Here is a 21,264-nt window from a genome sequence, read left to right as displayed (position 1 = left end):
GCGCTATACCTCTAAAATCCATGACTTCAGAAGGTTTGTTACTACAGCACCAAGTATGTCTCTCAAAAAAAAGGGTTCGTGTTTTGGATTCCAATGAAGACGATGTCATGTCCGGAACAGGAAAGATATTCCGCTTATTGTTTGGAATCCTATTTTACATGAATCAAATCCGGAAGTTTATTATTATCCTGTAGTATACTTTGGATAAGTAAAAAAGTTTTGTTGTCCACTTACAACAAATTAGCATTATTGAATCCCTTGTTTTGTTGGATTCATAGATTAACACGGTATCAAGCACATCATTTTCCGACCATTGGACATTCATTGCATTCATCAGGCTTAAATTACTGTTTGGATTTGGTATAATATTTAACTTCTAATTTACTTATTTATTCTGTTTTATTGAAAATAATTTAGGGATTAAGTCCTACAAATAAAAAAAATATTCCTGATGAATGGGTAGGCTGAAATCCCAAAAAACGTTTGTTTTAGGAAACCATTATTAAACCCAATAGAATTAAGGCATAAACGGAAACTTCTAGATCAGGCGGGGGGGTAGGGGTGTCCTGTTCTGAATGTAATTGGAACTGGCTATTCGATTTTGGCCCTACCTCTCATTTTCTTCCTGTTTGCTTGAAAAAAGGGAGAACGACAGAATGAAAAAAGGGAACATATTTTTCATGTATTCCGCTTTTGAGAAAGTAATTTTTCTAGTTGACGTTTCCAAAAAAATATGAGGTACATTAAAACCGCTACCTGGGTCGGCCATTGAGAACGAAACCTATTTTCTTTCTTTTAAGGGATTTGCCCTTACCCCTTCAAAGGTCATCTTTACGGGTTTTATGGTGCCATCTTCGTTAAACTCCATGATATCCATACAGGTAACCCGGTGATCACGGTCTTCGTTCGGTATGGGTCTTCGATGATACACTAATATCCATTCATCAGTACCAGGTTTATTGATTACGGAATGGTGTCCCGCCCCTGTTGCTATATCTCCTTCCTTTGATTCTAAAATCGCACCTATCCGTTTGTAAGGTCCAGTGGCCTTATCCGCCATGGCGTATGCTACTTTATAACTTCCGTTGGTCCATCTACCTTCCGACCACATAAAATAATAGATTCCGTTGCGCAAGAACATAAATGGACCTTCAACATAGCCTTCTGGTGTTATTTCCTTAAACGGATTGCCATCTTCCCAAGGAATGAATCCGGTAAATTCCGCATTGAGCTTCCCTAGATTACAATGGCTCCAACCTCCATAGAAAAAATAATAAGTGCCATCCGTATCCTTAAAAACAAATTGATCTATGGGTTGGGCATTATTATAAAAATCAGAAATTAGGGGCTTCCCTAAATAGTCCTCAAACGGTCCGCCGGGAGTATCGGCAACGGCCACCCCTATACCTCCAAAATGATTGATATCATTATCGGGGTCGTAAGATTTCCTGCCAGGTCTCTGAATATCATTGGCCCCGAAGAACAGAAAGTATTTCTTTCCCTTCTTGACAATAGAAGGTGCCCATAAGGCCTGACGTAACCATTTGATTTTGGTGGTATCCAAAATACGTTTATGCTTTTCCCAATGGACCAAGTCCTTGGAAGAAAAGGCATCAAAATGCAGCTGCTTGTCGTAGTCGTCAGAAAAAGTTGGATATACCCAATAGGTATCGTCAAAAACAGCACCTTCGGGATCTGCGTACCAACCTTCGAAAATTGGATTATTGTTCGTATTGGCCTCCTGTCCAAAAGTGATGCCAAACATAAAGCAGCATATAAGTCCAAGAACGGATCTTTGAATCATTTGATAAAATTTTATCATGGGTTATAAAAAAAAGATAATATGGTTGTTATTCCCATTACATATCAAATATAGCGAATTAAGTGTATCTCTTTAATTCCTCACCATTTGTTCAACTTGGTTTTCAAAGAGTTGGATAAGGGGAAATGTGCCCTTCTAAACGGTCGGTTAAAAGAACGAACCGGAGAAGAAGGTTGATGTCCCTATTCCCTATAACTGTCCGTTCAATAAAACCACTTACCAAAACATTGGTTCCTTTATTTTTGTTCCCCAGACAAGGTCGCTTTTCAGATGGTCCAGATCAAAAGGATATATCAACGGTTAAACTGTTATTTTCGTTCATAGGAAAGTTGCTTCCTACCCCGTAAGAAGCAAAAGTATTTGACTCGTGGAGTTAAATGATTAAAACGATTGTTATTGATCAGGGTAGTTTCATCTGTTCATCTATCAGCTTCGACATAAGAATCTGGCCCTCCTCTTCAGGGTGTATACCGTCTTTAGCTAATGTAGGCCACTGGGGAGACAATTTTGTGTAAATATCAATGTATTTACAGTCATTTGACTCTGCAACTTTTTGGAATTTGGGAAACAACCAATGTACTCTTTTGGAAGATCCATAATATTTCTCCTTCATTATATGATCTTCGCCACAAGGTGGAGGCGAAATCACATAGATTTGTGGTTTATTTTTGATATAAGCAGGATGCGCTTTTATCTTCTTTAACAGCTTATTCATATTGTGGGGAATCTCTCGTTTCCTTTTCTCAAATACTGCTTTGCAATCGTTTGTTCCAAGCATGATAACAATCTTGTCAAGACCTCCTAATTTCTTGTTGGCCTCATCCATATAGTTGTCAATATTGCGTAATGTATTGAGTTTGGTTTGGTTGAGATTGTCAAACCCTATGGTATTTCCGGAAATGCTTGTGTTATAAATAAAATCTTGAAAGTTTGTCTTTTTCAGTTGGTTTACCCAGCCATTTTGCTTTGCCCCGTTAGAGTCGCCTATGGCTAAAATATTGCTTGATATTACTTGATTTAGGGCCACATCCGTCAGGCATTCATGTGTGCCTTCAAAAATTGTGATTCTCACTAAATCCTTATATGTTTTTTTGTAGTGAATTGGTCTGTCGGCAATAGTATCTTTGGAATCACTGACGAAATTTCTGGAAGTAACCATTTCCATAATGTCCTTTTGGGGGATTAAAGCGTCAGTATCCAAGCTATTAAACTCCGATACTATTTTATTGTAAAAGTTCAAAGATTGGGATATTGGTACTGAACCGGTATATCCATCATGGATTCCTGCATAGATATAAAGCTTACTTTTCTTGCGTTTTTCTACTGGAGTTCGCATATAAAAGGGTGATCGTTTTATTGCCTCTTCTTCATTTAAATAATAGTTTTTACTGTCGAATTTTGAATCATTTACAGTTGACATGGCGATATCCAATGCATATTTAGTTCCTCTACCTTCTGATTCATAATACCATTTTTTAAGGTCAGGTATAGGAACCCATGCAGAGAATGTCTTAACGGGATAATTTGTGTTCATATAAGCAAGAAGCGCGGCATGCCCACCTCCACTTGTTCCAATTACATGAATATTGTTAATATCAACCTTGCCGTTTTTAATGGCATACGCAATAGCGTCTTCAATATCTTGAATCACATATTTACTGCCAGTGGCTTTATAAGTTTTGTTGGGACCTCGAAAATCAGGATGTATGTAATTGTAATTTTTTTTAATACTAGCTATTACTAATGTGTCTTTCTGCGTATAATTACCACTCCATGTATGTAAACTAACTATTAATGGACTATTGTCCTTTGTTGATGGATAGAAGATCGCGGACTGTTTCTCGCCGTCCAGCGAAGATGGAATACTAACTTTCTGGCACTCATTTGGCCATTCTTCTTTCTTGGAATTATCCCATTTAGGTTCTGATTGGGCAAAAGCATTTGTTATAAATAGAATGAAAATGGATATTACTGATAATTTCATTGAGTCGATTTTGATTATTATAGAACTTACCTCACAATGAGATAACGATGTTCGTTGAGGTACATGGTTTACAAAGTTATAATAACATGCTTTGCACCATATCCTGATTTAACCTTATTTATATTTTTTTATCCCTATATATTCTTTTCATTAAAGAAACTTTACAATAGGATTTCGTAAAAGAATGGAGAATGTTGAAGATGTTCGCATGTTTTTCGTCTTTAAAATGAAACAATAATTGAGATGAAAGTCAAATCAACGTAGCAAGAATGGTCCTTAATCTAAGCCAATTTATAAAAGTGTTGACACTTATGTTGATGATTTAAAAAGGTGTTGTGTAAACTCCCCTTGGAACCGAACTGATTAAAAGTAGAATTGATTAACTTTAAGTCTAGATGGACAAAAGATAAGTTAGGACACTATCTCGGCAAACTAGAATAGATTTGAAAGTTCAAATAAAGGATTAAATCCTTGGCCGAATTTAAATATGAAGAATTTGAAACTATTGTTATTTAACCTAATACTGCTTCTTTCATTTAGTTGTTCTGTAACTCATTATCAAAAAAAAGGAACTGTACAACCTGAATCATTTGATTCTGAAACGGAATTTACTACTGTAAAGACAGTAATGATAATTCCATCCAAAATAAATGGAGTTTCCAAAAATTTCTATTTTGATACAGGTGCACAATACTCGATTATTCAAAGAGATTCAATTATAGGTTCATCAATGACACTTGATGGAGCATCTAATCGTACTGTAGAAACAGGAAGTGAGGTGGTAAAATCCTTTAAGATTGGAAACGTTGAATTTGTTGGCACAGTAGCATCTAACACGGATATGGTTGGACTAAAAGAACAAATCCCAAATTTCGGAGGTATAATTGGTACACCAATAATAAACAAAGCGAATTGGCTAATTGATTATCCAAATAAAAAACTTCGAATTTCAAGTAAAAACTTGGTTGATGAAACGTTTAAAACAATCGAAATTAAAAGAAAAGGAGGTTCTCCATATACTTTTATTACAATTAATGGAACTGAATATAAAGTAGTTATTGATTTTGGATCGTCATCTGAATTCAGTTTACCGAAAGAATCTGAACTCGCAAAACAACTTATACAGCAATATGTATTCGAGGATAACGAACGAGAAAGGTATAGTATTGGTGGACTTCAAACGATTAAGGAAAAAGTTGGAATTGTTCCTTTGGTTAAATTAGGAGATTTGGAATTTAAAAATGTTAGCACAAAAATCGGTGTCCAAAGTCAGCCAAGAATTGGAATTAGTTTTTTTAAAGACTATATAATTTATATTGATAATCTGGAGAATAGTTATAAAATTAAAAAGTAGAACGGAAATACTGCTCACAACGATACCTCCTATGAAAAGCCCTAGTACATCGCGATATCTATCGTGACTAAAGTTTAAATAAAGGATTATAAATATAAGTGGGATAGCATCAATGATTATATCCCATTGTTAGCACCAATTTGAAAATGAATACATTGTATAACATAAAATATAGAACTACCTTAATCGTCTTCACTGTTCTATTACTTCAAATTGTTGGATGTAAACAGTTACCTGAAAAATCCGAAGAGACAGAGAAGTTAAGTAAAGTGAATTTCCATCATGTCCATCTAAATGTTACAGACAAAGATTCAACTATTGCATATTATCAAAAATACTTTGGTGCAACTCAAGTAAAATACCGAGATCGAACGGATGCTCTTTTTACGGAAAAATCGTTTTTATTAATGAACCATGTCGATACTGCACCATCAACACATTTGGGTTCCAGTTTATGGCATATTGGTTGGTCAGGTGTAGATGGTCAATCTGAGTTTGACTGGAGAGTCAATGAGGGAATAGCGGTACATACCGAAATCACACCTCTAGGCGATAATTTTTGGATGTACTTTCTTGGCCCAGAAAAAGAAGTTATAGAGGTATATACGGGAAATAAAAACCACAGATTTGAACACATACACTTACTATCAACTGATGTTGATAAAACTATGGACTGGTTTGAATCTAACCTCGGCTTGATTCCGGTTTATGAAGAGGCAAAACAATGGCAGAATAACGAGCTTAGGTGGAAATGGAATTTACTAACCGTCAATAATATTAATATCATTGTGTTTGGCAAACCAACTGAAGAAGAATCATGGTGGTCTAACGAAGAAATTAAACCAACAGATGGTAGCTCAATCGATCATATTTGTTTTTCAACTGAAAATATTGAGTTTCTAATAAAAAAAATGAGATCTAATGGGCTAGATATTGTTCATGATATAAAAATTGACCCTATTCATGGTATGAATAGTTTTTTTGTTAGAGGTCCTGACAGCCTGCTCGTAGAAATAGTAGAGGAAAAGTTAATTCCTGAAGGCATCTGGCGTTGATTACACGAATAGGCCAGACATTTCATTAAACGAACAACAGATAATAAATGATTAAAAAACAGGTGCTAACACCGGTAACGGTTGCACAAGCTTTTAATCAGACATAAAATCATCAATATAAGCCTCTTGAAGGGGCTTTTTTTATGCCGACCTAGAAGTTGAAAGTGAATTTTGGATGACGTACATAAGTATTGTACAGGCGTAGCCTTCCCTGAAAATGTAGCCTTCACCTTTTCTCGTACAGTTCAAAACCCAAAATCATTATCTTTATAAAAGTTCAAATAAAGGATGGCACGAAAGAGAAGTGAACATATCATTCATGAGGATGAAATTGAAATAGGACCATTTCAACTTCAATTAATGTTCGGTCCTTCATGGAAAGAGGATATAGAAATAGCAGTAAATTCGATTTTCTGTGATTGTGGCGCCCAAACTAAAAAGTTGGTTGAATACAAAAGCTATTTAAACGACCTTAATGATGTTATTCTAAAAGGTTTGTGTAATTCTTGTAATACTATTGCCGCCAGATATATTGAAACTGGTGAGCGAAGGGGCATTGAGAAAATTGCGAACAAAATAAGGCGGCTAAACAAAGAGTAAAGTTCAAAAAAATGATAGTTGCTTTGTCTAAATTTTATTTATAAATTGAACCATTATTAATAATATTGGTTCATTATGGCGGTAATTAGAAAATCTATCACATTTACAGAACAACAGGAGGCTTATGTAAAAAGCTTGATTGAACAGGGCTTTTATACGAATGACAGCGAATACATACGGGATATTATACGTAAGGACCAAGAGCGTAGAAAGCGCATAGTGGATTTAAACGAGGCACTTTTCGAGGGTATGGAGAGCGGGCCATCCGATGCGACTATAGATAGTATATGGGAGGAAGCCATAAATGAACATAATGCCGAAGAATAGATGTGTAATAAGTGTCAAGGCAAGGAGCGATATTAAGACCATTGCCAAATACACCATTAAAGAATTCGGGGAACGGCAATCTTTAAAATATGCCCATAGCCTAAAAGAGGTTTTGGGGGAATTGGCCAAAAATCCGGAGTTGGGTAGAAGATATGTGGCTGTTAAGAATCAAATGCTACTGAGGTATCGATACAAATCACATGTAGTTTTTTATTATATCCACAGCAAAGGGATTTTCATAGTTAGGGTCCTTGGAGGTAAGATGAACTTTCCAAAGCACCTAAAGTAAAGTTCAAATAAACGATTATTAACTTGGTCATATAAGTAGGATATCATCAATGATGCTGTCCAATTGTTATTTGCAATGCCAATAAAAAATACCAAAAATGAGCACTATCAATATTAATAATTATTCAATTTTAAATATGAAGACATCAATTTTAGTGACATTTTTATGTATAAGTATTTCCATATATGCACAAGAGGGAAAAATGGTTGATAACGATCAACAATTTTTGGATTTCCTTGAAAATTCGTTAGAGAGTGATACTGTGAATGACGAAACCGCAAAGAATTTTCACCAGCGCTCCATGGCTTATTGGAAAGAACACATATATGATTATAATCTACATCCTGAAAAATATGACATTGCACTATCCCTATTTTATCAAAATCAGCAAAAATACAAACAGAATAATTCAATAAAAATTGATAGATATAAAGATGTAATCGATAATTTTTGTCGTTTTGACAATCGGAATACACTTGCAAAGAATCCTATCCTATTCATTGGAAGTTCAAGTATTGTTCATTGGGAAACATCTTTAGCATTTCCAGAGTTTCCGATTATCAATCGTGGTTTCGGAGGAGCAAGTCTTCCTGAAATCATTCATTACTATGATGATATTATTAAAAAGCACTCACCATCTATAATGGTTGTTTATTGTGATATTGATATTGAACGTGGTAAATCACCTAGAGAGGCTGTAAATTCATTTAAAGAGTTGGTAAGTAAAGTTAAAAAAGACTTTCCAAAAACTCAGATTATACTTCTTTCTATGAAACCAACTTTAATTGATGACTTTCTGGGAAAAGATGTACATAGAAATAAGATAATCACCAATACAAAACTTAGTGAATATTGTAATGATGAAAAAAATCTACACTATATTGACATTACAAATCCAATGTTAAAGTCAGATGATAGTTTGCGTTCAGATATTTTTCTTTCTGATGGAATGCACCTGAATCCATTAGGATACACACTTTGGAATCCTGTAGTCAGGGAAGAAATAGCCGCACTAACTAAACAAAAAGAATAAAGCACATGCACATAACATTTTGTATAAGTAATGGCAGGGAAAGAGCTAAATTTCAAGGTTTGTAGCTATCTGATTATTGCGATTAATACCCCGCTATACGAAGTCTGTGACTTCGTAGCAATGCAGTGAGTGATGAGTAAGAGTAAGAGGGAGAGTCAAGCGATAAAATGCGAAGTTTTAAACTTCGTTGAGTCAAAGGGGGAAATGTGTATGCCCTAAGAATCTTGCGCCTTAAAACGAGACCATAAATAAACTTTAAGAGAACGATAAGTCAGGACACTTTCTCGGCAAATCAGATAGAATTTTAAGCTTAAAGAAAACAATCAAAAAGGCACCTTCTCACTAGGTTTCCTTGCGGTGGACTTCCATTCCCCATTCGCTTTCACAAGTTTGAAAATACCCGGAGTCTTATCATAAGAGGTCGAGTATTTTACCCAAGCTATTTCACCTTCGATTCTTTCATCGATAACTTTGAAGTTAGATTCCGAATTTTTAGGCTTGGCAAACATTTTCTGAAGGTTTGAGAATGTTGCGAATCCCTCAGGGGTGGTATGTTTTTTCAAAGATGCTTCGTCGCCCTGATAGAAGCTTTCTGCAACGATTTTGGCGATGACGGCAGGGGGTGCATCCTGTGTTCCCGCACAAGACATAAATAATAGCGCAATTGTAAATAGGGTTATTTTTTCATTAAGTTCCAAGAGAGCTCTGCGGTCGTTGTGCAATAAACCCAAAATAGTATTGAAAATGTTGTGGTAGAGCGCATAGTTGACGTCTTAAATTGTTAAACAATAATTGAGACGAAAGTCAAATCAACTAAGCAAGGAATTATCCTTAATCTAGGTCAAGATAAAAAAATGTAGACGGTTTGTAGACGGTTTAAAAAAATGTAGACGATTTGTAGACATATTAAACCAATTCATATGACTACCTAAAAAACATAAAACCCTGCCAATCATAAAATTAGCAGGGTTTTGGTCTCGGATGATATCCGATTCAGTGACCTGGCTGGTGTTTGAACCTATGGCTCTTAGCCCAGTGATAGTCGATGCTCTGCTAATTTTCACTACTCGTGTTGACGATTTGTGAACTCGTTACGATTTCTTATTTGACAAAATGACTTTCGATTTGTAAATATAATTCTAAAAATCCAGGTAGTAAATAGGAGCAAATTAGTTTAGTGAAAAGATAGTGGAAAGGAGGAAGTTGATCTCTTTTAAATATAAGGTGCGGATTTAGATATTTATTAAAATCGGGTTTGGTTTTAATTGCTCTGATTCCAAAATTTATACTAGCTTATAACTTGATGAAATGAAGGCTATGTTTGTGTAATAATTATTTCGCATTGGGTCGGTTATCTTAATAGAACTTTTAAATATGATTTCTTAAAATACTTTTCAAATTCCATTGTTCATTTCTTTCCCGCCTATTTTTTGTATCGAAACAATAATCTAACCAACTTGATCATTGGACTTTCGGGGTATAGTTCTCTCTGTTGCTTTTATTTTTTTTGATTTTGGTTTCATACTTGAATCGTAACGTTCTTTCTGCAAATGATTGGTGGGAAGTAATAGCATGTTCTTGTAATAAAAAATTACTTTTTAAAATTTTTTCAATTTTCGATTTTGTATTTAACTTCATGGGGCAATATATTTTGCAATGAGGCTGTGGCCGCTACTTTTCCAGCCGCCTCTCCCATTGGAACGGCATTTCCTGTTACTCTATAACTGGAATGCGCAAAAAAATCACCGCTAATACACCTTCCCGCCATTAACAGTCCGTCAACATCCTTTGCGATTAAAGAGCGCATTGGTATATGATAAGGTTTTGCTTTAACTGAATGGCAGGAATATCCACCACCGGAATCTTTCTCCAAAGAATGGACATCAACATTGAAAGTTACCGTACAAACCGCATCATCAAATTGGGTCCCTTTTATGAGGTCCTCAGCTGTCAGGGTGTAAAGGCCATGAATACGCCTACCTTCACGGATACCTATCTGAGCTCCTGTGGTGGCAATCCGTAAATTCGACCATATACCATTCAGTGATCTTAGTCCATCTACGATTAGGTTGAGTTCTCTTCTTGCTTCGATGGTTGCTAAGGTTACTTCATCTGCATTCAAAGCTGATACGCCATACTGATGATTGGCCATTAGGGCCATCATTCCAGGTCTTATCGCAAACATGGTGGGCATGGTATAGCTGGCATTGATTCCTGCCCTTTTAATTTCCTGATATAATTTTTTCTTTGAAGGTTCCGATGACTTTCCTTTAGGGGCCATAAATCCTTCATTTACCAATTGATCTTCTTCCAAACCTACCAATATGGCCATTAAAGATGCCGGTTGGGTTTTTCCAGTTTCGGGATTGCCAATATCGAAACCACAACCAGCCTGGGCTGCTAAATCACCATTCCCTGTAGCGTCAATAAAGACTTTGGACTTCCATGCCTCACGTCCCGAAAAACTTTCCGTCAATATATATTCCAGTTTATTTTTTGAATTCGTATAAGCCGCGGTTACCCTTGTATGCAAACGGACCTCTACCCCAGCTTCTTGGCACATTTGATCCAAAATATATTTCATCAATTCGGCATCGTAGACTTTTGCTGAATACTGTGCATCCCGTTGTTCCAACCTATGCGCCAATTCCTTCATTATTCCCGGTTTATTGGTATAGTCCAATATATTACTTAATAACCCGGTAGTCCATACCCCACCTAGACATCCATTCATTTCTATCAAGGTTGTTTTAGCCCCTTTTCTGGCCGATTCAATTGCGGCCGCAAATCCCGCGGGCCCTCCGCCACAAACAATGACATCCGTTTCCTTAATAAGAGGAATGTTTCTGGATGGTTCTTTGAAATTCTTATTGGAGTATGATGGCGTGTTTCCAAAAGTATCTATTGGTAACCCAAAGAATGGAGTAGCCACAGCAAATAATGCGCTATTTTTCAGAAACTTTCTACGGTTTTTGTGATTTTTCATAAATTTTGTGCTTTTAACTTATTTTAAATACACTTATTTTTAGCATTGAAGTTAGGAAGGAGGTGCGGTTAAGAATGCTTGACCCACTAGCAAACGCAACTGACTAATATCATTTTTCCGGAATTTTATCCAAACATTCCATGGTGATATTTCTAACATACCTATTATCATCATTTAAAATATTTCTCATGATCAAATTGATTTTATCATTTGCCAAATGTTCTTTTGTCATCATTTTATAGACATAGCCCAAATCCGTTACGTCTATACCACCAACGTTGTATTTTTCCAGTAATATCAGTATGACTGAACTGTCTAAATTTTCTATGGAAGCAAGCTTCCAAATGATATCCAGTTGTTTTTCTTTTTTACATTTAGTCACCAAATATTTTTGAACTTCAAGTTCAGTCAATCGATTGGGCGAAAAGTAGTCCAAGGCCTTTTGCGAAAGTTCATCATTTTTTGAGTTTATGTATTGAGCGACTTCCTTATAAAATCCGTTTTGATATTTGGGGTGTCTCTCCAAGAAATCGATGCCCCAAAAAGTATAGTCAATATCTTGTTCATTAAAAATAGTCCTCAAATATTCACTATCGGCCTTTTCATCAAGGATTTGAAGGATTCTTTGGCGTGTTGGGCCGTATACCGTATGCCAAAGTGTATAACATGTGTAAACGGCATCCCTTACAACATACTCATAAAGGGATGGTTTGGTGGCCCCTGAATAAGCATCAATGCCCTTTTCCAAAAGATTCCTGTTGTCTTCCAAAATTAAATCTTCTTTTTGCAAATTTTTCAGAATCGAATGTTCATCGGACAAAATACTGTTCAATTTCAAATATTCTTTCTGCGTAAATTCGGTGTGATCGGTCTTGGACAATGGTTTGTTCTTAATAAGTTTTAATTTTTGAAAATTACCGGAGCCGTCCCACACGATATACAATGAAATGGGTTGGCAAACCTGTGATAGACAAACTGGTTTACGTATTCTTCGCGTAAAATATCGCGAGATGTTATTGGCATCCCTGAACTCAACGATATTCGAATCCGATAGGGGATCTTCATTATCGATATAGGGATGTGTTATATATTTACCATCTTTCGAGTTTCGAGGTTTAAATCCATTTTTTGAATTTGGAACAATTTGGGCAGTTGCTACTGGAAAAATCAATAGAATGACGATTTTCCAAAGCAAACCTTTTAATCTTTTATGTTTTTGTCCCATTAAAAAATTAAAATTCACTTACAGGTATTTAAGAGATGGTACTTGTTTAAAACTATAATCTTCTCGGGTAAAATTAACGCTATCCGATAATATTTACGTCCAGACCTTTGTTCACCACTTAATCCCTGATTCTGGAATATGTTGCGATTAAGATGCCGGTTAAAAAAGTTGCCCAAAAGCTATAGGGATGCTCTTTAACTGTGTTTGTTACCATTTGTAAAGGAATTTCTGGAAGGTTAAAATATCAAGCTAACCCCAGGTTTATTCCCATAATTACTATCGAAGCTATATCTTGATATAGCATATTTCACTATAATCCAGCGAATATTAGCATGGCTATGCCTCCTAAGAACGATAGAAACATAATCGCGAGTAAACCCTGGGTCCCTCGGACATTTTTAAACTCTTTCCAAATAAATACTCCCCAAAGGGCCGCTACCAAGGTGGCGCCCTGACCTAAACCATAGGAAATGGCAAAACCTGCTTTCCCCGCTGCTATAATGCTAAACGACATTCCAATACACCATATTACCCCACCAAGAATTCCCGTTAAATGTGTTCGTAAATTTCCAGAAAAATATTCGGAATAGGAAAGTGGTAGGCCTTCAATTGGTCTTTTCATTAAGATGGTGTTTAAAATCAGATTACTTCCGAGGACTCCAATGGCAAAAATAAAAACAGCAGTATATGGCGTTAAATACCCGGCCTCGGGTGACTCAAAATCCATTGCCATGGAATTGGCAACAAACCGATAGAACAAGGCCATAAGAATTCCACCTAAAACCGAAAATAATAACCCCTTCTTAATTGATTTTTCGCCATCACCAACCTTTTTACGGTAGGCCAAGGCGTCCAAAATAATGGCGGTAGTTATCAAGGCAACCCCACCAAATAGCCATACAGGATTACCAGTAGGTTCGGCCAAATAGTTGATTATCACCCCAAGAACCAAAGCCAAACCAATGCCTATTGGAAATGCCACTGACATTCCAGCAATGGAAATGGCGGCCACTAAGAGTATATTTGCGGCATTAAAAATAATTCCACCCAGAAAGGCGCTCCATACGTTTTTTAAATCCGCTTGATTTAGATCTTCTAGAAAGGATCTTCCCAATTCCCCGTGAGACCCTAGGGTAAATCCAAAAATCAAAGACGTCAATACAATACCGATGACGTAATCCCAATAGAACAATTCAAACCTCCAAGAACGCTGAGCCAATTTTTGGGTATTGGCCCAAGAACCCCAGCAAAGCATGGTGATTACACAGAGGACAACAGCTAGAAAATAGGACGAAATAATATACATAATCGGTGGTTTTGAAGTTTTTTTTATAAAGCTACATTACTTCCGTGGTTCAAACATCATTAGATCATCAATTACATCGGCAATATGTTGATATGGATATTTGTGTGTAAGGAAATAATGATTCGCATTGGTATTGGGATCCCATTCATTGTATCCGTTTTCCAGCGTAACAAATTTTCCTGGGCCGTTTACATAGAAATATTTTTCAGGCTGACGAACGGCGCATAGAATAGCAGTTTGATCCCAAGATTGTTTGTTTTCATCTACTTTGTGCCTGTACGTTTTTAGATTGTAGCGATATGCCCATGATAAGGGATTGTCCGTTGATCCTTCATAGGCGAGTTTATTCCCTGTCAAAATTCTGTTCCCTATTTCGACTCCGCTAAACAAAATGGGGGTAGGCCAATTATCAAAGGCGTATTGAGCTGATTTCCAATCTTTCTCAACATTGGATTCCTTTCCTTCCGGAAACTTACCTGCCATCGTAACCCAATTTTTCACCTTCTTTTTCACTAAATCGTATCCCGATAATGGCGAATAGTGATCGGGCTTGGATTTGAGCAAATCGGAAATATTGCTCATAAAACCGATGGTTACGATAGTAACACTTTGATCCTCCTCATTGGTCAGGATCTTTCTATAGACATCTACAGCAGAAGGATACGTGATGTCTTTTATTTCCTTTGACCCAAACCGGCTTAAAACCGAATCGTTCCAATGGTTTTTTACATACTGATCTGGTGCATTTTCACTGGGCACGCCAATAGGAACAGTTGCATTTTTAAAATACGTATTGAATAATGCTATAGTAGGTGCGATAGTAGGGTAGCGATCGCATGAGATTGTGGCCAATATTTCACACTCTCCCTTATTTGCCAACGCATATAGCATTGCAATAGCCCCGACATCATCATAATCCGGTCCCATGTCTGTATCAAAAATAATTTTAACGGGCCCGTCCGATTTTGACGAATCGGGTTTAGGCGATTTTGAAGTGCAGCCAAAAACTATAAGAAACAGCGCAAAGTATATTAATTTCATTTAGAACAGATTAATGTTTTAAAATTTTAGTTCATCTACTTCCTATCGAAAGGGAAGTGATGACTGCGCTCCCATTCTTGTAACCGAATTTGATGCCGTCTCTTATAGGCAAGGGAGACCGCTTCTTTCATTGATTTGTTTTTAGAAAGTGCAACAGCCAAGTAGCCCTTAAAGCAATCACCTGCTGCTGTAGTATCCTTTACCGTAACCAAGGGGTAAGGTAAAGGTGCCGAGCGTTGTCCGATAAAAATGAGTGCCCCTTTCGATTCCAAGGTAATAACAACATTCAGGACACCCATTTCAAAATCTTCTTGACTGCTTTTTCTGTCGGATCCAAAACAATAAAACGTATTCTTCCGGTCAATAATTCAGTTTTATAGTATATGGAATTATCACAGTTTATTCTCTATAAACCATTTCGTTTTTATTCAAATACTCGTCTACTTCACTTTTAGTGGGGATAGATGGTTGGGCACCCAAACGCATCACGCACAAGGCGGATGCTGCGGTAGCAAACTCAAGGATTTCTTCCCATTTCTGCTTTTTCCATAATCCTACCGCTAAAGCCCCACAAAAAACATCTCCTGCAGCAGTGGTATCTATAGTTTCCACTTCATAAGCGGGTACTCGAAAGAAAGTTTCATCATTTTTAAGGAAACATCCGTTTTTACCCAAGGTCAATACCACAGTTCGGGCTCCCATAAGCCTTAATTTGTCCACAACAGCCGCTACGCCCAATGATGCTATGCTTTCTCCTGAAATGATTTCCGCTTCGGTTTCGTTGACCACAAGGACATTGATCATTTTAATGATTTCTGAATCTATTTTGCAGGCTGGGGCTACATTTAGGAGAATTTTGGTGTTGTTACGATGAGCAATCTCACATATTTTTTTGACCGTCCCATAAGGGATTTCCATTTGTATAACTACTATGGATGCCTTCGCGATCACTTCTTCCAATTGGTCAATATATTCAGGGGATAGCTTTCCATTGGCTCCCGAATTTACCACAATGCGATTCTCCCCCTTTTCATCAACCCATATCATGGCAGTCCCAGATGGAACTTTATCGACAGTCAAGCTTAAGGAAACGTCCAATTTTTGCTTTTTATAATATTCTATGGTGTTTTTACCATTTACATCCTTACCTAAGCAGGTGATGAATTGCACGTCTCCTCCCAATCTATGGGCCGCCATCGCCTGATTTCCGCCTTTGCCCCCCATGACCTGTAAAAATGATGTTCCTATGACCGTTTCACCTGAAACAGGAAGTTTTTTCATAGTTGCAATAAAATCTGTATTCGAACTCCCAATCACTAAAATCATACTTTCGCTATTAGTTAATAAAAGTCTTGATGACACATCGCAATTTGACGCTTGTCAAAGTAAGTATTTACTTCATCCACGGTTGGTGCAGACCAAAGGTAAAGGGTAACTGGTATCACCGTTCCCCATTGCCACTAGACCGTTTAATAGCGTCAATGCCTCAACATCATCAACTTTAGAATCTTTATTATTGTAGAAAATTATTTTTGTAGATTGGGCGATAAGGAATTGTATGCCCAATAAAAAACTAATTGTTTCTAAAAAACTAATTGTTTCTAAAAAAATATCTTTCTATTTGTCATTTTACAAAAAGTATAATTTAATAATTTTTTCGTATCAGATTATTACAAAACATATCTATGTGTTAAATCAAGTCGTTTAGTGATTGGTCTAATACGTGAATAAACGTTTGTGCAAAATGATTTTAATTTTTGTCCTATTTTAATTTCGAGGTTAAAATAAGTACAATTATTTATTTAAAACAAACGTTTGTTCTAATATTTTTTATTAAAATTGTAGATTAGAGGTGTTATTCGAGATAAATCGATAGATTTTCTTCCTTAAATTATGATATTATCATAAACAGTCAATGTGATGATTTGTATTGACGATAACGTGTAACTTCGGATGGGAAAATCAGATATGTAATCAGCTAATAAAGAATTAATGGCGGCACAAATAAATATTAGGGACATAGCCGATAAAGCTGGTCTCTCAATTTCAACAGTTTCAAGAGTGCTTAACGGGAAAGCTAAGGAGTATAGAATTGGAAAAAAATCCCAGGAAAAAGTTATTAAAATTGCTAAGGAACTAAACTATGTTCCTAATCAATTCGCTGCTAACCTAAAAAGTGGTAAAAGTAAAACGATTGCTTTAATAGTTCCATCATTGAACAACCCATTCTTCGCTGAAATTGCCAGCAGAATTAATACTGAGATCAGAAAATATGGCTATATAACAATTATTGGCGAAACAGGAGAGGATCAGGAAATAGAGAAAAAGGAGTTACAGCAATTAATGTCCAGGAACATCGAAGGACTGATTATTGTTCCTTGTGGAAACCAGTGGGAACATATTAATAATTTATATACCCAAGATTTCCCAATTGTTTGCATTGACCGATACTTTGAGGATTTGAAAATCCCCTTTGTTTCAATCAATAATTATGAAAGCTCCTTTTTGGCAACAAAGTATTTTGTGGACAATGGGCATAAAAACATCGCCTGTATACAAGGTGTCAAGGAATCCAATACGAATATATTACGGGTGGAAGGCTTTAAGGCTGCTTTAAATGAGTCTGATATAGAGAGCTCTAATATTGTTGGCAACGACTTTACCGTAAAAAACGGATATAAGGAAACAAAGCATTTGCTTCAACAAGAACAAAGGCCAACCGCAATTTTAGCATTAAGTAACACAATCGCAATGGGCTGCATGAAAGCCTTTAAGGAGGCGGATATCAGTGTTCCTGATGACATTTCTTTGATCACTTTTGATGACCATCCCTACCTCGATTACTTAGCCACACCCTTAACTTGTATCGCACACCCAATTAAAGACATTAGTAAAAAGGCCGTAAAATTCATTTTTTCAATATTGACCGATAAAAAACTGAGGTCAGATCAAGTGCTTCTAAAACCTAAAATGAAAATAAGGAGTTCTGTTAAAGCGATCGATTGAATTTCCCAAAAGTGAAAAATGATTGTTTTGAGGGGCTAGTGGTACAATACATGAAAAAAACTTGATGGGGCACGCATTATGGAAGCTGTTCCCCATTCAACTGTACTTGTCGTAAAAAAAGTTAGTAACTAGGAGGGGCTAGGTAAATAAATCAGGGAGGTTACGTTAAAAAAAATAAAGTTTAAAAAAAATGGCAGAAATAAAGAAACATTATATTGTGGAAATAAAAAAAGAACAGCTTAAGGATTTCGGGATTATTGTTACTATGGTATTTATAATTTCGGGAATTCGCTTTGATACAAGTATGTTTTTTATTCTTGCCTTGGCAATTGCCCTTTTTACCATTCTTTTTCCTTCTGTTTTTTATCCTTTTACATTGGTTTGGTTTAAGTTTTCCAAAATTTTAGGTAAGATAAACTCACAGATTATCTTGGCAATTATTTTTTTTCTAGTAATTACCCCAGTGGGTGTCTTTCGAAGAATTTTAGGAAAAGATACGCTTAGGCTTAAGGATTTTAAAAAAGGTACGGACTCGGTTATGAAACAAAGAAACCACGCCTATACCCCTTCGGACCTGGAACATTTATTTTAATTTGGTTGAATCCCTATTGTATTTCCAAATTTCACATTGGGATTTAGTCAACATAAATTATATTTTTTAATGTCTTGTAATTTGTATTATGATTAATTTGCCAACATATATTTAATTTGGGAGGTAAATTAGATAATCCATTTTGATAGGAACAAGGTTGAATAAATGCTCAACAAATAAAACATCAATATATATACTATGGAATTTTTCACCGAACTCTGGCTATTCCTTAAGAACAGAAAAAAATTTTGGCTACTACCTCTAATCATCGTGCTACTGCTTATGGGATTCCTTATAGTAATTATGAGTGAATCCGCTTTAGCCCCATTTATTTATAGTGTATTCTAGATTTACTGTTCTTTAACTTCACCCCTAAACCAAACATAATACAATATGCGAGAAGCTATATTGGGAATATCCGCCTATTATCACGATAGTGCAGCAACTTTATTATTAAATGGGGAACTAGTGGCGGCTGCACAGGAAGAAAGGTTTTCGCGTTTAAAAAATGACTCGTCATTTCCTGAAAAATCAATACATTTTGTACTGGAAGAAGCCGGGATTTCTTTTAAGGATGTCACGGCTGTTGCTTTTTACGATAAACCATTCTTGAAGTTCGAAAGACTATTGGAAACCTATCATGGTTTTGCCCCCAAAGGAATCGCTAGTTTCTCTTCGGCAATGCCTATTTGGCTTAAGGAAAAACTATTCTTAAAAAGAACACTCAAAGAAGAGCTCAAAAAACTCGGTATTTCCAAAATTCCATTTCTTTTTCCAGAGCATCATTTATCGCATGCTGCCAGTGCGTTTTACCCATCTCCTTTTGACGAGGCCGCTATTTTGACCATTGATGGTGTTGGTGAATGGGCGACAACTACGATATCTATGGGAAAGGGCAATGGGATAGAGATTATAAAAGAACTGCATTTTCCACATTCATTAGGGCTTCTATATTCCTCCTTTACCTATTATCTTGGTTTTAAAGTGAATAGTGGTGAATACAAATTAATGGGTCTTGCCCCATATGGCAATGCGGAATCTGGGCAAACAAAGGAATTTGAAGAAAAGATTCTGAATGAATTGGTCGATATACGCGATGATGGTTCCATGCTATTGAATATGGAATATTTTAATTTTGCTATTGGCCTTAAAATGACGAATGATGCCAAATGGGAAAAATTATTTGGTATTCCTCCGCGCACTCCGGAATCGGGAATTGATCAAGGGCATAAGAATTTGGCAAGAGCTATTCAGAATATTACGGAATTGGTGGTTGTGAAACTTGCCGAAACAGCAAAAGCCCTTACCAATAGTAAGAATCTTGTTATGGCTGGGGGAGTGGCTCTGAACTGCGTGGCAAATGGAAAGCTTTTGTCGAAAAAAATATTTGAAAATATTTGGGTACAGCCGGCAGCGGGAGATGCAGGTGGGTCATTGGGTGCTGCTTATGCCGCTTGGCATATATGGAAAGGAAAGGAAAGGATAATTCAAGGAGGTGTAGACGCGATGAAAGGTGCATATCTTGGTCCTGAATTTTCAAATAAACAGATTCTTAAAATTTTAAAAGCCCATCAAGCTACTTATGAATTCTTTGAAGATACGGATAAGCTGTGCGAAATAATGGCAGGGAAAATATTTGAGGGGAAAGTCGTTGGATGGTTTCAGGGAAGGATGGAATTTGGTCCCAGGGCACTGGGTAATCGCAGTATCTTGGCCGATCCCGGAAATCCCGAAATGCAAAAAACATTAAATCTTAAGATAAAATTTAGGGAGGGCTTTCGTCCATTCGCACCGAGCGTGCTTGTAGAGGATATGCAGGATTTCTTTATGCTTGACCAACCCTCTCCATATATGCTTTTCGTTTCAGATGTTAAAGATACTCGGGGAAGGGTTCCTAAAGTTAAAGGGAACAATCTTATTCCTTCCCTTCATATTTTGAATAAAACACATTGTCAATTACCGGCTGTTACCCATGTTGATTTCACCTCCCGTGTTCAGAGTGTGAGCAAGGAAAGTAATCCTCTTTTTTGGAAATTATTACAAGCTTTCAAAAAGAAATCGGGCTATGGGGTGCTTGTTAATACCAGCTTTAATGTAAGGGGGCAACCTATTGTTTGTAATCCTGAAGAAGCGTTCAAAGGATTTTTGCATACCGAAATGGATTATTTGGTATTAGGGGACTATGTTTTAAAGAAAAAGGACAATATGAGGCACTAAATGGGTCTTTACCATTCAACAAGTACTTGGTCTTCAATTTTGCTTTCTTGGAAACTTCAGGCAAGATCAAGGATGCCTTCATTTAGCTTAAATTATATAGGACAACACTACATCGCATCTATGTTGGGGTGGGGGTATTATATGCAAAGAAGAGACAGGGTTTTTTCAAAGGGAAAACCGTTAGGGGATATTTTTTGTGTTTCCAGATTATGCTAGTTTTTTGATGCACATGAAATTATTTACAGACTTTTAGAGGGGTTGGTGAATTTGACTCCGGTAATTAATCAACACCCCAAAACGCTTTAACCGGTTAAGCCTTCCGAAGTTGGGGTAGTGGCAGCCCATAAAATATAACCACCGTATAATAGGTATTGTGTGATTTTTAAATTGCATCATATATAATTAGCAAGTAATACTATTTTACAAG

General features: G+C 36.5%; 19 protein-coding genes. 10 read left to right on the top strand and 9 right to left on the bottom strand.

The features are described from left to right. Positions 1-781 precede the first annotated feature (781 nt). Both HPE56_RS08660 and HPE56_RS08655 read right to left on the bottom strand, forming a co-directional pair. Positions 782-1,804, bottom strand: coding sequence for a glycoside hydrolase family 43 protein (locus HPE56_RS08660; protein ID WP_188243375.1), 1,023 nt, complete (start codon positions 1,802-1,804; stop codon positions 782-784). Between the two features lie 418 nt (positions 1,805-2,222). Then, a complete protein-coding gene (locus tag HPE56_RS08655) occupies positions 2,223-3,806 on the bottom strand; it encodes an SGNH/GDSL hydrolase family protein (RefSeq protein WP_188243374.1) in 1,584 nt (527 codons plus the stop codon). Positions 3,807-4,293: 487 nt separating this feature from the next. On the opposite strand from HPE56_RS08655, the gene HPE56_RS08650 reads away from it, so the two are divergent. The 6 genes from HPE56_RS08650 (at position 4,294) to HPE56_RS08625 (ending at position 8,464) form a co-directional block, all read left to right on the top strand. Next, positions 4,294-5,160: a pepsin/retropepsin-like aspartic protease family protein gene (locus HPE56_RS08650; RefSeq protein WP_188243373.1), complete on the top strand. Its 867-nt coding sequence runs from the start codon at positions 4,294-4,296 to the stop codon at positions 5,158-5,160. A 146-nt stretch (positions 5,161-5,306) separates the two neighbouring features. Beyond that, on the top strand, positions 5,307-6,215 hold the full coding sequence (locus tag HPE56_RS08645; protein WP_188243372.1) for a VOC family protein: 909 nt from the start codon (positions 5,307-5,309) through the stop codon (positions 6,213-6,215). A 288-nt stretch (positions 6,216-6,503) separates the two neighbouring features. Beyond that, complete coding sequence (locus tag HPE56_RS08640) at positions 6,504-6,815, top strand: hypothetical protein (protein ID WP_188243371.1); 312 nt, start codon at positions 6,504-6,506, stop codon at positions 6,813-6,815. A 75-nt stretch (positions 6,816-6,890) separates the two neighbouring features. After that, positions 6,891-7,142: a type II toxin-antitoxin system ParD family antitoxin gene (locus HPE56_RS08635; RefSeq protein WP_188243370.1), complete on the top strand. Its 252-nt coding sequence runs from the start codon at positions 6,891-6,893 to the stop codon at positions 7,140-7,142. Next, the gene (locus tag HPE56_RS08630) at positions 7,129-7,431 is read left to right on the top strand and encodes a type II toxin-antitoxin system RelE/ParE family toxin (RefSeq protein WP_188243369.1); all 303 of its coding nucleotides are present in this window, start codon (positions 7,129-7,131) and stop codon (positions 7,429-7,431) included. Before HPE56_RS08635 ends, HPE56_RS08630 begins: the two co-directional genes overlap by 14 nt. A gap of 97 nt (positions 7,432-7,528) precedes the next feature. Continuing rightward, complete coding sequence (locus tag HPE56_RS08625; RefSeq protein WP_188243368.1) at positions 7,529-8,464, top strand: GDSL-type esterase/lipase family protein; 936 nt, start codon at positions 7,529-7,531, stop codon at positions 8,462-8,464. A 323-nt stretch (positions 8,465-8,787) separates the two neighbouring features. Here HPE56_RS08625 and HPE56_RS08620 read toward each other — a convergent pair whose 3' ends face one another. From HPE56_RS08620 to rbsK, 7 genes are all read right to left on the bottom strand, one after another. Further along, positions 8,788-9,195: a hypothetical protein gene (locus HPE56_RS08620; RefSeq protein ID WP_223170250.1), complete on the bottom strand. Its 408-nt coding sequence runs from the start codon at positions 9,193-9,195 to the stop codon at positions 8,788-8,790. Between the two features lie 878 nt (positions 9,196-10,073). Next, positions 10,074-11,450: an FAD-dependent oxidoreductase gene (locus HPE56_RS08615; RefSeq protein ID WP_188243367.1), complete on the bottom strand. Its 1,377-nt coding sequence runs from the start codon at positions 11,448-11,450 to the stop codon at positions 10,074-10,076. A 109-nt stretch (positions 11,451-11,559) separates the two neighbouring features. Next, positions 11,560-12,693 carry a regulator of G-protein signaling domain-containing protein gene (locus tag HPE56_RS08610; protein ID WP_188243366.1) on the bottom strand — a complete coding sequence of 378 codons (1,134 nt, stop codon included), beginning with the start codon at positions 12,691-12,693 and terminating at the stop codon, positions 11,560-11,562. A 292-nt stretch (positions 12,694-12,985) separates the two neighbouring features. Next, positions 12,986-13,981 carry a GRP family sugar transporter gene (locus tag HPE56_RS08605; RefSeq protein ID WP_188243365.1) on the bottom strand — a complete coding sequence of 332 codons (996 nt, stop codon included), beginning with the start codon at positions 13,979-13,981 and terminating at the stop codon, positions 12,986-12,988. Positions 13,982-14,017: 36 nt separating this feature from the next. Beyond that, a complete protein-coding gene (locus tag HPE56_RS08600; RefSeq protein ID WP_188243364.1) occupies positions 14,018-15,022 on the bottom strand; it encodes a nucleoside hydrolase in 1,005 nt (334 codons plus the stop codon). Between the two features lie 35 nt (positions 15,023-15,057). Continuing rightward, positions 15,058-15,321: a PfkB family carbohydrate kinase gene (locus HPE56_RS08595; protein WP_188243363.1), complete on the bottom strand. Its 264-nt coding sequence runs from the start codon at positions 15,319-15,321 to the stop codon at positions 15,058-15,060. A gap of 100 nt (positions 15,322-15,421) precedes the next feature. Then, positions 15,422-16,348 (bottom strand): ribokinase, encoded by a 927-nt coding sequence (gene rbsK, locus HPE56_RS08590; RefSeq protein ID WP_188243362.1) that lies wholly within the window; start codon positions 16,346-16,348, stop codon positions 15,422-15,424. 666 nt (positions 16,349-17,014) lie between these two features. Here rbsK and HPE56_RS08585 point away from each other — a divergent pair. The 4 genes from HPE56_RS08585 to HPE56_RS08575 all read left to right on the top strand — a co-directional run bounded on the left by HPE56_RS08585 (position 17,015) and on the right by HPE56_RS08575 (position 20,837). Next, positions 17,015-18,028, top strand: coding sequence for a LacI family DNA-binding transcriptional regulator (locus HPE56_RS08585; RefSeq protein ID WP_188243361.1), 1,014 nt, complete (start codon positions 17,015-17,017; stop codon positions 18,026-18,028). 190 nt (positions 18,029-18,218) lie between these two features. After that, complete coding sequence (locus tag HPE56_RS08580; protein ID WP_188243360.1) at positions 18,219-18,620, top strand: SxtJ family membrane protein; 402 nt, start codon at positions 18,219-18,221, stop codon at positions 18,618-18,620. A gap of 198 nt (positions 18,621-18,818) precedes the next feature. Beyond that, complete coding sequence (locus HPE56_RS20290) at positions 18,819-18,968, top strand: DUF5989 family protein (protein WP_223170249.1); 150 nt, start codon at positions 18,819-18,821, stop codon at positions 18,966-18,968. 45 nt (positions 18,969-19,013) lie between these two features. Then, positions 19,014-20,837, top strand: a complete 1,824-nt coding sequence (locus HPE56_RS08575; protein ID WP_188243359.1) for a carbamoyltransferase family protein — start codon at positions 19,014-19,016, stop codon at positions 20,835-20,837. The last annotated feature ends 427 nt before the right edge of the window (positions 20,838-21,264 follow it).

Source organism: Maribacter aquimaris (assembly GCF_014596745.1).
Lineage (GTDB): Bacteria > Bacteroidota > Bacteroidia > Flavobacteriales > Flavobacteriaceae > Maribacter_A > Maribacter_A aquimaris.
This window is presented reverse-complemented; position numbering and strand designations above follow the sequence as displayed.

Bases quoted from the DNA above. Each gene is read 5' to 3' on its own strand.
- HPE56_RS08575 (WP_188243359.1), top strand. From the start codon at position 19,014: ATGCGAGAAGCTATATTGGGAATATCCGCCTATTATCACGATAGTGCA.
- HPE56_RS08600 (WP_188243364.1), bottom strand. From the start codon at position 15,022: ATGAAATTAATATACTTTGCGCTGTTTCTTATAGTTTTTGGCTGCACT.
- HPE56_RS08635 (WP_188243370.1), top strand. From the start codon at position 6,891: ATGGCGGTAATTAGAAAATCTATCACATTTACAGAACAACAGGAGGCT.
- HPE56_RS08645 (WP_188243372.1), top strand. From the start codon at position 5,307: ATGAATACATTGTATAACATAAAATATAGAACTACCTTAATCGTCTTC.
- HPE56_RS08660 (WP_188243375.1), bottom strand. From the start codon at position 1,804: ATGATTCAAAGATCCGTTCTTGGACTTATATGCTGCTTTATGTTTGGC.
- rbsK (WP_188243362.1), bottom strand. From the start codon at position 16,348: ATGATTTTAGTGATTGGGAGTTCGAATACAGATTTTATTGCAACTATG.
- HPE56_RS08650 (WP_188243373.1), top strand. From the start codon at position 4,294: ATGAAGAATTTGAAACTATTGTTATTTAACCTAATACTGCTTCTTTCA.
- HPE56_RS08630 (WP_188243369.1), top strand. From the start codon at position 7,129: ATGCCGAAGAATAGATGTGTAATAAGTGTCAAGGCAAGGAGCGATATT.
- HPE56_RS08655 (WP_188243374.1), bottom strand. From the start codon at position 3,806: ATGAAATTATCAGTAATATCCATTTTCATTCTATTTATAACAAATGCT.
- HPE56_RS08580 (WP_188243360.1), top strand. From the start codon at position 18,219: ATGGCAGAAATAAAGAAACATTATATTGTGGAAATAAAAAAAGAACAG.
- HPE56_RS08595 (WP_188243363.1), bottom strand. From the start codon at position 15,321: ATGGGTGTCCTGAATGTTGTTATTACCTTGGAATCGAAAGGGGCACTC.
- HPE56_RS20290 (WP_223170249.1), top strand. From the start codon at position 18,819: ATGGAATTTTTCACCGAACTCTGGCTATTCCTTAAGAACAGAAAAAAA.
- HPE56_RS08625 (WP_188243368.1), top strand. From the start codon at position 7,529: ATGAGCACTATCAATATTAATAATTATTCAATTTTAAATATGAAGACA.
- HPE56_RS08585 (WP_188243361.1), top strand. From the start codon at position 17,015: ATGGCGGCACAAATAAATATTAGGGACATAGCCGATAAAGCTGGTCTC.
- HPE56_RS08640 (WP_188243371.1), top strand. From the start codon at position 6,504: ATGGCACGAAAGAGAAGTGAACATATCATTCATGAGGATGAAATTGAA.
- HPE56_RS08605 (WP_188243365.1), bottom strand. From the start codon at position 13,981: ATGTATATTATTTCGTCCTATTTTCTAGCTGTTGTCCTCTGTGTAATC.
- HPE56_RS08615 (WP_188243367.1), bottom strand. From the start codon at position 11,450: ATGAAAAATCACAAAAACCGTAGAAAGTTTCTGAAAAATAGCGCATTA.